This is a genomic window from Alloscardovia macacae (assembly GCF_002259705.1).
GTDB lineage: Bacteria > Actinomycetota > Actinomycetes > Actinomycetales > Bifidobacteriaceae > Alloscardovia > Alloscardovia macacae.
Map to the genome: position 1 here is coordinate 73470 of NZ_MWWT01000009.1, position 13213 is coordinate 86682.

Genomic DNA, 13213 nt, shown 5'->3' on the forward strand with positions numbered 1-13213 from the left:
GTGTTCGCTTTGGGTCGTGTGTGGCGACTGGAAGTGAACACGGAGAATGTTCACTTTGAGACCTCATAAAAAAGTTATCCACACTCATGTTCATTTCGTGTTAACTGTTTGTGAGGTTTCGTGTTCTGTTTTCCGCGGATTGTGGAAAACTATTGTTGTCTGCTGCGAGCGCGGCTGCTCGTGGCTTCCGTAAGGAGTTTATCATGCGTATTCGAGTTATACGACCGTCGTTTTATTCGTCGGAAAGCCTTGGAAATGTTAGTGTTTGGGCGCGCTACCTGTTCATTTGCCTGTGGAGTTATGTGGCTGATAATGGCGTGGGGCGGGATAATGCGCGTCTGATTCGTGGTGAATGCTTCCCGTTCGATGGTGAGGATATTTTGCCGGAGATTGAGTCGGCGCTCGATGAATTAGAGGCTGTCGGCTGCATTATTCGCTACGACTGGAAAGGTAAAAGGCTTCTGTGGGTGGAGAAGTTTCTTGACTATCAAGACCCGAAGAGGCCTTCGAAGCCACTGTTTCCAACGCTTCGAGAGATTGAGCTTATGGCCGGGGACAAAACGGTGGACACCACCGACATGTTAGTGGCCACCACTGATATGTACGTGGCCTCCACTGACATGTCCGTGGACACCGGGGACAAATCGGTGCCGAATAACGAATATCGAATAACGAATAACGGTAAGAAAAATAAAAAAGAAAAAAATCGAAAAATTGAAAATGTGAACATCACACACGAACGCACACCCATCCCACCACGCTACCAGCGCACACACTAAACGAAAGGATCTACTCACTCATGCTCCCAGCACTCACCCCAGCTCAGCGCCACGACTACCTGCAGCTACTCCACCAGCTGCCAACCACCCTCTACGCCCTCAAGCAGATAGCAGAAAAGAAGGCCAGCCCAGTCACACCCACCGCGCCCCACGCACACACCGCACCAAGCACCGCGCCCACGCCCATCAACATGAGCGCCCTCACCGCCTACGAAAACCTCGCCACTCTCACACGCGACATCGCCCAGCATTACGAATACCAGCGCATACACGTGCAGGATGAAGCACGCGCCATCGCCCAACACGCCACCAGCCTCACCACGCAGGACGACGCCATACTCTACTACACAAGCCTCAGCGAGAGCATGAAACACGCACACGCCATCACCGAGCCGAGCGAAGCCGAATACATCGGCACATGCCCCGAATGCACACACACCTGCTTCATCCACGAAGGCGAAACCACACACACATGCAGCCACTGCCACAATGCGCTCGACATAGACACCATGCGCAGCCAGCTCGCCCGAGAACGCGCCACACTCCTCAACACGCACACCATCACAGGCAAACCCACACAAATAGCCCGCGCCATCAACACACTCGCAGGGACCAAACTCAAAGCAAACACACTCCGCCAATGGATCAAACGCGGCACCATACACTACACACAGGAAGGAAAAAACACATACACCATCAACGCACACGACATCCTCAACAAAACCAACCCGCCAGCTTGACAAACACCCACTGTCACGATTTAATAAGTAGAGTAGCCATCAGCATACGCAGGTGGCTCTCAAACTTACAGCGCCAACGAAGCACGCACCCACCACACACAAACACAAAAGACACACCCATGCCCACCAAACCCAACCCACGCCGAGCCAACAGCCACCGCCGCAACACCATCCGCACACGACTCCTCGCACAAACAAACGGAGAACCCACCTGCGCACTCTGCGGCAAACCCATCAACCCAACCATAAAAACCCCACACCCCATGAGCCTCGAAATAGACGAAATAATACCCGTCAGCAAAGGCGGCAACCCACTCGACATAACCAACTGCCAACTCACCCACCGCGCATGCAACCAAACCAAAGGAAACAAAACAGGCATAACACACATCACCCAACCCCACCAAACAAAAACAGAAACAAAAAACAGTCGAAAATGGTAAAAACAAACAACACACCACGCCACCCAGGGGGACGCACCCCCACAAAACCACGCTTAGCCACCACGGCGAAAGGGCTAAATACCCCCGAACCCTAAAAACCTCAAAACCACCCTAAAAAGGTGGTTTTTTCGCGTCTTAGAGAGGAGAACAAGCGATGCGCATAGAAGACATCATCCCCTACGAGAAAAACGCGAGACACAACGAAAAAGCTATCCCCAAAGTAGCCGAAAGCATCCGCCAGTTCGGACTGCGCGGCAGTATCGTCCTCGAGTCCAAAACCAACCCCGTTATAGTCACCGGCCACACGCGCGTGGCTGCCATGAAATCGCTCGGCTGGAGCGAAGTACCCGACGACCACATCGAATACTGCGACGGACTCTCTAAGGACGAAATAGACGCCTTCCGCATCGTCGATAACAAGACTGGCGAAATCAGCACGTGGAACATAGCCCTCCTCAAAGCTGAAACAAAACGCCTCAACCTCACTAATGGGAAACTCGACTTCACAAAATACGGATTCAAACCAAAAAACGTCAAACCCTACGGAGCAGAACGAGAACGCACCGGCGACTATTACAACCTCACCATATGCGACCGCACACGCTGCATAGACGACGGGTATCCCCTCCTCAACGGTACCGAATACGTGCCCACAGATCTACTCGGCTTCAACTATGCAAAAAGCGACACTAAGCCAGAAGGCAAAAGCCTACACTTCTTCCTCGATGACTACCAGTTCGAACGAATCTGGAACAATCCGAAAGAATACATGCCCCTGTTACGCAAGTATGAGGCAGTACTCACTCCCGACTGGAGTCTCTATAGGGATATGCCGCTTCCTATGCAAGCGTGGAATATTTACCGCGCTCGCGCTATCGGCGACTACTGGGAGCGTGAAGGCCTGACCGTCATCCCTACCCTCTCGTGGAGTGACCGCGAGTCTTTCAGTTTCTGTTTCAAGGGCATTCCGAAGGACTCTACCGTCGCCGTGAGTACGGTAGGCGTGAAAAACGATACAGAAGCGTGGCAGCTCTTCCGCGAGGGCATGTGGAAAGCTATACAGGAAGTCCAACCGAGCCACATTCTCCTCTACGGGGGAAACATCGACTTCGATTTTAAACACATTCCAGTAACCGAATACGCCAACAGTGTCACCACGCGCTGGAGCGGTAAAGAGAAAAGAGACTAGACATGGGTGGACGAGGAAGCACATACAATCATTCCTCCGGTTCTGAAGGCCAACCATATCGTGGTAAGTTTGTTACAGGATCTGGTCATGCTGGCATAGACCAGCTCGCACGTAATGCTGGATTTTCAAAAGTAATCGTAAGTGAAGAATATGCAAAACGACTTGATTCTGATAAACACGCTCCACAGCTACTAGGAGCTATGCTGTATAATATCAGTAAAGTCGAACGCATATTCCATGTCCTGCAGGATAATAAGACTGAGCTTGTTATCGCGCCAGCGCGGCGTAAAACTACTATTGCATCAATGCGAGTAGATAATTCACGCATGCAGATTACTTCACAAATGACATCGAAGGACATTATTAATGCTACACGTGATGGCATTAAGGAGAAATGGTTCTCGAAAAGTGGAAGCACGTCGAAAGTGAACCAAGTCATAGCCCACGTGCCGCTGCACGAGTACGGGCATAGCGTCGCGAATCAGTTCCATAAGCGCACTGGGAAAGACTTAACGCGTGCAGTACGCAAAGAACTGGGATATAATAAGAAACTACCTAACGTAAGTACGTATGGTGAGAGAAGTTCTCACGAGTGGCTCGCTGAAACCTTTGCCCAGGCATTCGGTACAGGCGGGCAACAGTCGGAGGCTACGCGAGCCTTAAAGAAGGTACTACGCGAGCAAGGTGGCTACAATGTTTAAGGATGTGAAGTATCATGATGTTACCAGATAGAAAAGCATTTTACTGGAGACAGAAGCAGGAGTGGTTTACAACTAACGAGAATGGCGAGGATGTTCTTACTGACGCTGCTCCAGAGATTGCTCGGAAATCATTTGAGCGTTATCAGCTCTTCATGAAGATTACATGCGATGATGAAGATAGGCTCCTTGATGGAGAAGTTACTCCTGCGTATCAGGCTTATCGTGATTTTATTCTCAAGACTGAAGGCGTGGATATTCTTGCCGACGAAGAAGAGGAAAAATGGGAAGGCGAAGATAAACCTATCATTCCTTTTACTATCGATGATGACGAGGATGATTTCGAGGACTAGTCATCGCTATATGTGTTAAGCCACCTTTCGGGGTGGCTTTTCTATTGCCCGGGAGGTTACGCACAATGGTTGATGTTCCTGAGCTAGTGGCGTCTGACCCATCGAAGCGTGCGCGTTGGGATGCTATTACGGCTGGCTGTGAGGTGTCTGCTGAGGCTGCGCCTGTGATTTGTACGCTGATTTACTGGTATGAGATTCAAGATCAGTGTATGCGTGATATTACGGCTGATGATGGTATTCATGTGTCGTATATGAATGAGGTGGGTGATGTGAAGGCGCTACCTCAGATAGGCGTGATGAAGCAGGCTAGTGCGGAGATTCGTGCGATTGAGAAGCGGCTCTATCATGCGGAGAAGCCTCTGCTGGTGCGGCGTGAGGATACTGGTTCGCATACTGTTGTGCCTGCTTTTGAGCGTGCGCGTAAGCGGCGTGAGGGTAAGATAGTGGAGCTTCGTAGTGCGAGGAGGGCTATTGCATCATGATGGGTAGGCAGTCTCCGACGTTTCTTCTCGCTCCACGCGTGGCGGTGGATAGTTTCGGTAGTGATGTGGCAGACCTTTCTGCCGCGTATGGTATGCCGTTAGATGAATGGCAGGAACTGGTGGCTGACCAGTGGCTGCGTATCGATGATATGGGTATGTGGATGTGTGCTGACTGGGCTATCAGTGTACCCCGCCAGAATGGTAAGAACGGTGTCGTGGAAGCGGTAGAACTCTATCTGACGACCGTTATGGGACTCAATGTGCTGCATACGGCACATGAGGTGAAGACGTGCCGTAAGCATTTTCTGCGCATGTGTAAGTTTTTCGAAGACCCTGACCATTATCCCGACCTTGCTGCCATGGTGTCGGCTATTCGCCGCACGAACGGCCAGGAAGCCATTATCTTGACGAACGGGGCGAGTATCGAGTTTATCGCTCGCACGAAGAATGGTGGTCGAGGCTTCACCGTGGACGTTATCGTCTACGATGAAGCACAGGAGCTGACGGATGAGCAGATGGAAGCTATCACGCCAGCGTCTGCTTCTGCTCCTCACGGGCAGGCTATCAGCGTATATATGGGCACTCCTACCCCGCCTACGTCACAGGGTACCGTGTTCGAACGCTTGCACCGGAAAGCGCATTCAGACACTCCGCCTACAGATCTGTGCTGGGTGGAGTGGAGTGTGGATAAAGTCGGCGACATTCACGACCAGACACGCTGGTATGAGACGAATCCCGCTCTCGGCGGCCGTCTCCTGGTCAAGAGCGTAGAGTCTGAAGTCACGAAATTTAGCGATGAGGGCTTCGCTCGCGAACGACTCGGCTTCTGGGAGTCCATCACGCACACGGCTACCGATATGGACGTAGAAGCGTGGAACGAATGCGCCACTGATAACCCTCAAGCTAGTGGGAACGTCGGCTATGCGGTCAAGTTCGCGCCCGACGGTAGCCGAGTCAGCCTCGTCGCCTGCGTACAAAGCAAAAAGGGCGCAGGACAGCCCATCCACGTTGAATTCGTCGAATGGCGAACCCTACGCCGTGGGACAAGCTGGCTGGCCGAATGGCTCACCCAACGGTGGAATGACAGTATCGGTATAGTCATCGATGGGACAGCGGGAAGCGCTACACTCAAGGACCAACTCCACGATAACGGCGTTCCCGCACGCATCATCCGCGAACCGAAAGCCGCCGACATGATAGCAGCAGTCAGCATGTTCGAAAACGCTATCAACGAACACACACTCACTCACTTCAACCAACAGCAGATTAATGATGCTGTAGCCCACGCGAAACAGCGCAAACTCGGCTCCGGACACGCCTACCAATCCTCAGACCTGAGCATAGACGTGAGCATACTCGAAGCCTGCGCACTCGCCTACTGGCTCGCGAAAACCAGCAGGCGCGACCCAAGCAGAAAGCAGAGGATACACGCATGGTAATCACCACAGGAAACGACACCCTGAGCCTCAGCTCACACGTAGGCCGTATCAAAGATATTCCTGACGATGATATGGACACTATTAACGAACTTTTCACCGTCTGGCGTGACAAATATCCACGCAACCTCTTACGTAGCGCCTACTACAACGCGCAAGAACGCTTCAACGACCTCAAAGTCTCCATACCGCCACAGATAGCGCAACGCGCACAAGCTACCATCGGATGGGCAGAAAAAAGCGTACGCGCACTCGCTGATAAAAGCGTGTTTGAGGGTTTTCTCATACCGGATAATGACCCGTATGGCGTGCAGGATCTCGTAGATTCGAATAATCTTCGCGTGGACGTATCTCAGGCGATTACGAGTGCGTACACGCATTCGTGCTCCTTTCTGACTATCTACGAGGATAAGTCGAGTGGACAGGTGATGCTCATGCCACGCTCTGCTGACTGGAGTAGCGCTATCTGGGATAGAGCGCGCCGGCGTATCGCTGCCGCGCTCACCATCACGGGAGACGATAAGAACGGGAACATTACCGCGTTTACCGCGTGGCTGCCCGGCTATAACTATGAGTGCAGGCGCGTGGACGGCGCGTGGACGGCTACACGGCAGGAGACGCATATAGACCGCCCATGCGTGGTACCATTCGTCTACGACGCGCAGATGGATAGGCCTTTCGGCCATTCCCGCATTAGTCGCGTGCTCATGAACCTCACAGATATGGCTTTCCGCACCATGGTACGCATGGAGTCTACGGCAGAGTTCTACTCGTACCCGCAGCTCTGGTTCCTCGGCCTTGATGCGGACGCGGTAGACATGGACTCGTGGAAGATAGCTATTAACTCTATCAATTCGCTGTCTCGAGACCAGGATGGCCTCGTGCCCACCATGCAGCAAGTCCAGCAGGCTAGCATGACGCCACACGGGAGCATGCTCGAGACCATCGTCATGCAAGTCTCCGCGGTTACTGATTTGAGTCCGGAAACGCTTGGCGTGCGTATGAGCAACCCGACGAGCGCGGAGGCTCTCGCTGCTTCCGAATCGTGGCTGACTCGTACCGCGAACCGTCAGAACATCGCTTTCGGTAAGGCACTGACAGAAGCGATAACCATGGCCGCTATGCTGCGTTCGAAGAATCTGAACGCGCAAGCCGACCTGCGTGGCCTGCAGGCTATGTGGGCGCCAACGCGCGAAGTGTCTGATGCGGCGCGCGCTGACTATTTCGCAAAAATCGCGTCTGTAAACGCGAGCTTCGCTGATTCCATCGTAGGTTTACGTAAAGCAGGCTTGAGCTTGGATGAGATTCAGCAGCTACGCTACGACCAGCGCGAACAGCGCGCACAAGCCTATGTGGACCAGCTCAACGCGCGTATAGACCAGCAAAGGGGGAACGTGAATGACAGTGAGGAGAAACCAAACTAAACACGCCACCCCAGAGCACGCGAATATACAAGCAGACGAGCCGGATAACATCCTCACGCTCAACATTCCCGCGAAAGACTTCCGAGCGAAACAAGATGAAGCCTACGCGGAATATCAGCAGAAAATGAATAACCTGCTCAATGACGCGAGTGGCATAGTATCCGGCATCGTCTCAAATAACGAGCTCGAACAGTTCCGCCCAGCCATGGAAGAACTCGTAGCCAAGCAAAAGAAAATAACCGAAGACTACTATTTCAAAATTCGTACGATGAGCGCTGAAGATGGTGGCGTTACACTGCCGAAGTATGTGAAAGTTCCAGACACAGACGCTAACCGTGCGATGTGGAAAACCGTCGGAGGCTTCGCTCACACAGACTACAACGGTCTACGCTATCGAGATGTCATTACGGGCAATAACGCTGCTGGTAAGACTATGGATGACGTGTGGGACCTTGGCTATCGTAAATTCCCACTCGACCCGAACACGATGGACTACGGCCCATGGGAAGACCTCGCACACGAGCTTCTCTATAATGCTGACCGTCTCCACATGACACGCCTCACCGAGACGGACCCGTCTCAGCCACGCTACGCGCGCGTACCGCATGGCCCTGCCTGCGAGTTCTGCATCATGCTGGCCGGACGCGGCTTCGTCTACCATACGAGCGAGAGCGCGGGCGGAGAATTCCACACCTACCACGCTCACGACCACTGCAGCGTCATCCCCTCATGGAATAAGCAAAACCTCACACATTATGATCCTGAAGGAATGAAGGAACGCTACGAGCAGTGCACCACTACAGTCCAGTATCTCACCACGGAATCACTCTACGAGCAATACGTGGAGACCGAGCTGGAAAAGCAAAAAGACCTGAAAAAGGAGAACCAGAAGTGGAAAACATACAGCCAGTGGAAGCGAGATATCATCCTCGCGGAAATGCGCACACGCTCACGCGACTGGCTCTACGATGGAAAAGCTATTCCTGTGAGCTACACGAGTGAAGAAGTACAGAAAAATGTTCACCCGGCTGAACTACGAACAGCGACACGACTTGGCGAGCTGGGAGTAGTCCCAATTTTCAAACAGGATTGGGAGGTTATAGGTGATACACCGAAAGGCCTAGCAGATTTAATCAGCGGGATTGAATTAAAAACACTGGAAAATGCCCATGGTAAAAACACTATTGATGGGCATTTAAAAAATGTCTCTAAGAAACGCGATGCGCGAATATGCGTTATAGATAATTCCAAAAATCAGGAAAACATGACAGACGACGCGCTAACGAATATTATTCGCAGATCTCAGCGCTTCAAGCGGGGCAAAATATATATATTAAACAAAGATAAACAAATGATACGAATAAGGTAGCAATCCGACTTACCGAAAGAATGAGGTATGAAAGTTGCTACCTTGCTTTTAGTATATCACATTCTAGCTCGTGTTGTATAGGGCGAGTGCAAGTTTCCTCTATGCTTATCTCCTTTCTTGCACTGTAGGTTCGATTCCTACCACGGGCACGAAGCTGGCTAGCTGCATAGCTGGGTGGCCTGAATTATGAAAAATAATTAATAAATCTTCTCGGAAAGGACTGAGATGGATACAGAAAATGAAACGAAGCCAGTAGACACTGAGCAGAGTGAGGTTCAGCCTGAACAGGCGGAATCTGCTCCTGAGGTGGACTATAAGGCGAAGTATGAAGAGACTTTGAAGCATTCTCGCGAGTGGGAGAAGCGCGCGAAAGCGAATAAGGATGCGGCTGGCGAGCTGGAAAAGCTTCAGAGCCAGCTGGCAGAAAAGGCTGAGCGTGCAGATAATTTGCAAAAGCAGCTCGATGATATGAACGCGCGTACTGCGATGCGTGAACTCAAAGAGCGCGTAAGCGGCGAGGTGAATGTGCCTGCTGAGCTTCTGCCCGATGGCGACGAAGATGCGATGCGCGACTATGCGTCTCGTCTGGGCGCGTGGGCGAAGTCTCTCCCGTCTCTTCCGGTGACTGACCAGACAGGCACGCCGTCGCACCAGTCGAAGAATAAGGATGAGCGCGCGTTCCTCTCAGACCTGTTCCATAAGTAAATAACACATCATTGCCATTGAAAGGATACTGTTATGGCACTTTCTACTCCAGGTATTACTCTGCCACGTTCTGTGGCGGCAGCTATTACGACAAAGATTAAGGATTCCTCTACTATCGCGGCTCTGAGCCCTCGCGTTCCTCAGCTGTTTGCGGATGATACTGTCCTCGTTTTCGATGGCGCTTCCGAAGCGGAAGTGGTCGCTGAGGGCGCGAAGAAGGCTGCATACGAGCAGTCTCTGACGTCCGTAACTGCTAAGCGCGTGAAGATTCAGACCACCACGCGCGTGACGAACGAGCTCAAGTGGGCTGACGAGGACGACCAGCTGGAAATCATCAAGCGCATTCAGGAAGACCAGGCTGCCGCTCTCGGCCGCGCCCTGGACTACGTCGTCTACCACGCTATTAACCCGAAGACTGGCGCTGCTCTCGATGCCGGATATAAGAAGCTGTCGGAGACGGCTACACAGGTGACGGCCGGTAAGGATGCACTCGATAACTTCGACAACCTCGTCTCCGCTATCAACGAGACCTACGATGTCAACGGCCTGGCTATGGCTAAGACGTTCGCTAACCAGCTGCGTAAGCTTCGCGTAGCAGCAACCGGCGGACGCTACTTCCCAGAAATCCCACTGAGCCTGAACACGACATCCGTAGAAGGTATCACTGCAGCCACTTCCGCTACCGTATCGGGCGTACGCGCCACCGAGCCGACTAAGGTTCTCGCTTTCGCAGGCGACTTCAACCTGATTCGTTGGGGCATGGTACGCGACCTCTCGGCTGAAATCATCGAATACGGCGACCCAGACGGCACCGGCGTAGACCTGAAGAACACGGGTCAGCTCGCCTACCGTACCGAAGCCACCCTCGCCTATACGGTACTCGACCCTAAGGCCTTCGCAGTACTCAAGTCCGCATAAATGGGAGGCGCAATGAGTGACATCATTCAGCGCCTCGTGGTCATGGAATCGGACGGGTCGCGCTCACACAGGGACGCTCCCGTCCAGCTCATTAACCCCGACGGGACACCCTATACGGGTGGCATACGCCCAGTGGATTATATCGAGGATAAGAATCTGACGATGAAAACACTGCGCGATGCGCTCGTATCCGCCGGGGTGATGAAACCACCAGCCAAGTAAGGAGGCGCGATGAGCGACGAGGACTACCTCGACGAGACAGACACGACCGCTCCTGATGGTGAAGACTATAGCGAGCCACACGGGTTCGCTACCCTGGGCGATTTGAGACTCGTGTACGCGTTAGAGCGTAGCGAAGAAAAGAAAGCTGCGAAACTCTTGGAACAGGCTACGCGCATTATCGCGCTGAGTGCTCCACGTCATCTCGACGCGGAAGACGCCGAACCAGGCATCCTTTCGGATATCGCGTGTGCCATGGTCGCCAGAGTCTTCGTTCAAGAGCATGCGATGGATATCCCGGATGGGGCTACATCGGCGACGACGAGTGTGGACGGATTCAGCCAATCCTACGGTTTTAGTCAGCCTATAGGTGGGCTGCGTTTGCTTCCTCGCGAGCTGAAACTGCTCGGCGTAGGCAAACAGAGAGCCCACCACGTTCTACTCTAAGGAGGCGCACATGCGTGGAATAACGGTAAGCATCCAGTATGCGACCAGCGAGGAGAACGAGGAAGGCGAGCGCGTCACACGCTACTCTAAGCCGGTCGCGGTGGAGAATGTGCTTGTCACGTCACCCTCGTATACGGATGAGACGAGTTCACGAGATCTGTATGGTGTGCAAGCTGACCGTAAAGCACTCATGCCCCGCACATGGGATTATGAGAGCCTGAAAGGTGCGCGCATGATCATACGAGGCGTGACATATGAGGTTCTCGGTGACCCTCAGCCTGCTCTCGTGGATGCGCATCCTACTGCTTGGTATGTGCGTGTTCTGTTAAGGAGTCACCATGGATGACATTGTATTTAAATGGGACTTCGACGGATACATGGCTATTCGTCAAAGCGACGAAGTAAAAGCTATACTCGATGAGCTCGCTGATGATGTCAAAACGCGTGCTGACGAGATGGGGCATAAAAACGGGCGCAAGGTGAACTATCGCACGGTTCCTGCTAGAGACACCGAGCACTCGAGTATAGCTCTCGTCTCGACGGCAGCACCTCGGGGTACTTTCCGGGCGAATCAGATGGATAACTCGCAGAATCATACGCTGCTGAAGGCTCTCGGAGCGGGAGAAGGAGGTGACGAGTGACTCTGCATGAGGATATTACCGCGTATCTGCGCGAACGAGCACCTGATGGCTATAAAGTCACATGGCTCGTACCCGAATCATTCTCCACACTCGACGAAGCGAGCACGAAGTTGATTGTGGTTGAGCAGGCTGGTGCGAGTGTAAGTCGGTTTAGTCAGTCGGCGACGTTTGCGATTGATGTGTATGCGTCGAGTCTGAAAGCATGTGAGCGTGTGGCGTACGAGGTGGCGGATATTTTGTCGGATATGTATGATCTGGTGCCGCGTGTGATTGACGTGGGTATTTTGAGTATTTATTCGAATCCGCTTCTGGATGAGCATTACCCACGCTATACGGTCACTGTGAGTGTGGAATCATTTAACTATTAACAATGAAAGGGGCTTATGATGGCTCTTACTTCTAATGATGCGAAGAACGCGTCATATTCAAAGACGCAGGTGACGGGGACGGTTTTCTTTGCGCCTGCTGGTACTCCTCTGCCGAAGTCGGCGAGTGAGGCTCTGGGTTCTGTTTTTAAGAATGCGGGGTTCATAGGTAAGGATGGTATCTCGTGGAAGGTGAAGACGGAGTCTTCGTCTATGCAGGAGATGGGTGGTCGCACGATTAAGACGGAGCTGACGTCGTATTCGGAAGGCTGCACGTTTACTCTGATGGAGTATCTGCGTAGCGAGGCAAATGAGCTGCGTTATGGTGCGGCGAATGTATCGACGAGTGGTGCGGGGACGACGATTTATCATGCGATGCCTACATCGACGCCACTGGTGCTTGTTATCGATACTATTCTCTCGGATGGGTCTCTCGACCGTATCGTAGCTCCGTCGGCTTTGATGACGGAGGTGGGTGATATTAAGCGCGCTTCGAGCGAAGAACTCGGCCACGAGGTGACGTTCGAGTTTAGCCCGTCTACTGCGATTAATAATGCGACGAGCGTGGAGTATATCGGTAAGAAGTCGGGTGAAGCAGCCTAGGTCTGTTTGACTTGTATGCGTGAGAGGGGTGTGGCTGGCGGAAGTGTCGCGCCCCTCTCCTTGTATCTGAAAGGAGAATTATGTCTCGTAATTATCGACGCCGCAAACGTCATACTGGTGTTCCTCAGGATTATAAGCCAGCGCGTGGCACGGTCATTCTCGACGGCCACCCTATTTATGTGAATGAGGATGCGCTCGACGATTATGAACTGCTGGAAAGTTATGAGCAGCTCGAAGCGCAGAACCCTGCCGCGACTATTCGTATCGTCAAGCTCATTTTTAATGACGATACCGAGTATGAGAAAGTCAAGAAGCTCGCGCAGGTTGACGGGCGCGTGTCTATTCGTAAGATGAGTGATTTTCTCGCGTCGGCTATGGAGCAGATGAGCCCAAATTTCTAGC

General features: G+C 52.6%; 19 protein-coding genes. All 19 read left to right on the forward strand.

Features of this window, described 5'->3' with window-relative positions; translation table 11 throughout:
* The first annotated feature begins 203 nt into the window (after positions 1–203).
* Entirely contained in the window at positions 204–779 is a 576-nt protein-coding gene (locus ALMA_RS07135; RefSeq protein WP_094727041.1) for a hypothetical protein, read from the forward strand.
* A gap of 20 nt (positions 780–799) precedes the next feature.
* Complete coding sequence (locus tag ALMA_RS07140; protein ID WP_094727043.1) at positions 800–1519, forward strand: hypothetical protein; 720 nt, start codon at positions 800–802, stop codon at positions 1517–1519.
* A 119-nt stretch (positions 1520–1638) separates the two neighbouring features.
* On the forward strand, positions 1639–1962 hold the full coding sequence (locus ALMA_RS08400; protein WP_094727045.1) for an HNH endonuclease: 324 nt from the start codon (positions 1639–1641) through the stop codon (positions 1960–1962).
* Between the two features lie 154 nt (positions 1963–2116).
* Complete coding sequence (locus tag ALMA_RS07150) at positions 2117–3151, forward strand: DUF4417 domain-containing protein (RefSeq protein WP_094727047.1); 1035 nt, start codon at positions 2117–2119, stop codon at positions 3149–3151.
* A 2-nt stretch (positions 3152–3153) separates the two neighbouring features.
* A complete protein-coding gene (locus ALMA_RS07155) occupies positions 3154–3852 on the forward strand; it encodes a hypothetical protein (protein ID WP_148140287.1) in 699 nt (232 codons plus the stop codon).
* Between the two features lie 14 nt (positions 3853–3866).
* Positions 3867–4202 carry a hypothetical protein gene (locus tag ALMA_RS07160; RefSeq protein ID WP_094727051.1) on the forward strand — a complete coding sequence of 112 codons (336 nt, stop codon included), beginning with the start codon at positions 3867–3869 and terminating at the stop codon, positions 4200–4202.
* 65 nt (positions 4203–4267) lie between these two features.
* Positions 4268–4684, forward strand: a complete 417-nt coding sequence (locus ALMA_RS07165) for a hypothetical protein (protein ID WP_094727053.1) — start codon at positions 4268–4270, stop codon at positions 4682–4684.
* Positions 4681–6123: a terminase gene (locus ALMA_RS07170; protein WP_244568912.1), complete on the forward strand. Its 1443-nt coding sequence runs from the start codon at positions 4681–4683 to the stop codon at positions 6121–6123. Before ALMA_RS07165 ends, ALMA_RS07170 begins: the two co-directional genes overlap by 4 nt.
* Positions 6117–7544, forward strand: a complete 1428-nt coding sequence (locus ALMA_RS07175; protein WP_094727056.1) for a phage portal protein — start codon at positions 6117–6119, stop codon at positions 7542–7544. The genes ALMA_RS07170 and ALMA_RS07175 overlap by 7 nt, the downstream gene beginning before the upstream one ends.
* Positions 7519–8913: a VG15 protein gene (locus ALMA_RS07180; RefSeq protein ID WP_094727058.1), complete on the forward strand. Its 1395-nt coding sequence runs from the start codon at positions 7519–7521 to the stop codon at positions 8911–8913. Before ALMA_RS07175 ends, ALMA_RS07180 begins: the two co-directional genes overlap by 26 nt.
* 225 nt (positions 8914–9138) lie before the next feature.
* On the forward strand, positions 9139–9618 hold the full coding sequence (locus ALMA_RS07185) for a hypothetical protein (RefSeq protein WP_094727060.1): 480 nt from the start codon (positions 9139–9141) through the stop codon (positions 9616–9618).
* Positions 9619–9651: 33 nt separating this feature from the next.
* On the forward strand, positions 9652–10536 hold the full coding sequence (locus ALMA_RS07190; protein WP_094727062.1) for a phage major capsid protein: 885 nt from the start codon (positions 9652–9654) through the stop codon (positions 10534–10536).
* Between the two features lie 12 nt (positions 10537–10548).
* Positions 10549–10758, forward strand: a complete 210-nt coding sequence (locus ALMA_RS07195) for a hypothetical protein (RefSeq protein ID WP_148140288.1) — start codon at positions 10549–10551, stop codon at positions 10756–10758.
* A gap of 9 nt (positions 10759–10767) precedes the next feature.
* Positions 10768–11202, forward strand: coding sequence for a Gp19/Gp15/Gp42 family protein (locus ALMA_RS07200; protein ID WP_094727065.1), 435 nt, complete (start codon positions 10768–10770; stop codon positions 11200–11202).
* A 10-nt stretch (positions 11203–11212) separates the two neighbouring features.
* Complete coding sequence (locus ALMA_RS07205) at positions 11213–11548, forward strand: hypothetical protein (RefSeq protein WP_094727067.1); 336 nt, start codon at positions 11213–11215, stop codon at positions 11546–11548.
* A complete protein-coding gene (locus ALMA_RS07210; RefSeq protein ID WP_094727069.1) occupies positions 11541–11843 on the forward strand; it encodes a hypothetical protein in 303 nt (100 codons plus the stop codon). The genes ALMA_RS07205 and ALMA_RS07210 overlap by 8 nt, the downstream gene beginning before the upstream one ends.
* Entirely contained in the window at positions 11840–12211 is a 372-nt protein-coding gene (locus ALMA_RS07215) for a hypothetical protein (protein WP_094727071.1), read from the forward strand. Before ALMA_RS07210 ends, ALMA_RS07215 begins: the two co-directional genes overlap by 4 nt.
* Positions 12212–12229: 18 nt before the next feature.
* Positions 12230–12811 carry a phage tail tube protein gene (locus ALMA_RS07220; RefSeq protein ID WP_148140289.1) on the forward strand — a complete coding sequence of 194 codons (582 nt, stop codon included), beginning with the start codon at positions 12230–12232 and terminating at the stop codon, positions 12809–12811.
* An 80-nt stretch (positions 12812–12891) separates the two neighbouring features.
* Complete coding sequence (locus ALMA_RS07225; protein ID WP_094727075.1) at positions 12892–13212, forward strand: hypothetical protein; 321 nt, start codon at positions 12892–12894, stop codon at positions 13210–13212.
* Position 13213 lies beyond the last annotated feature (1 nt).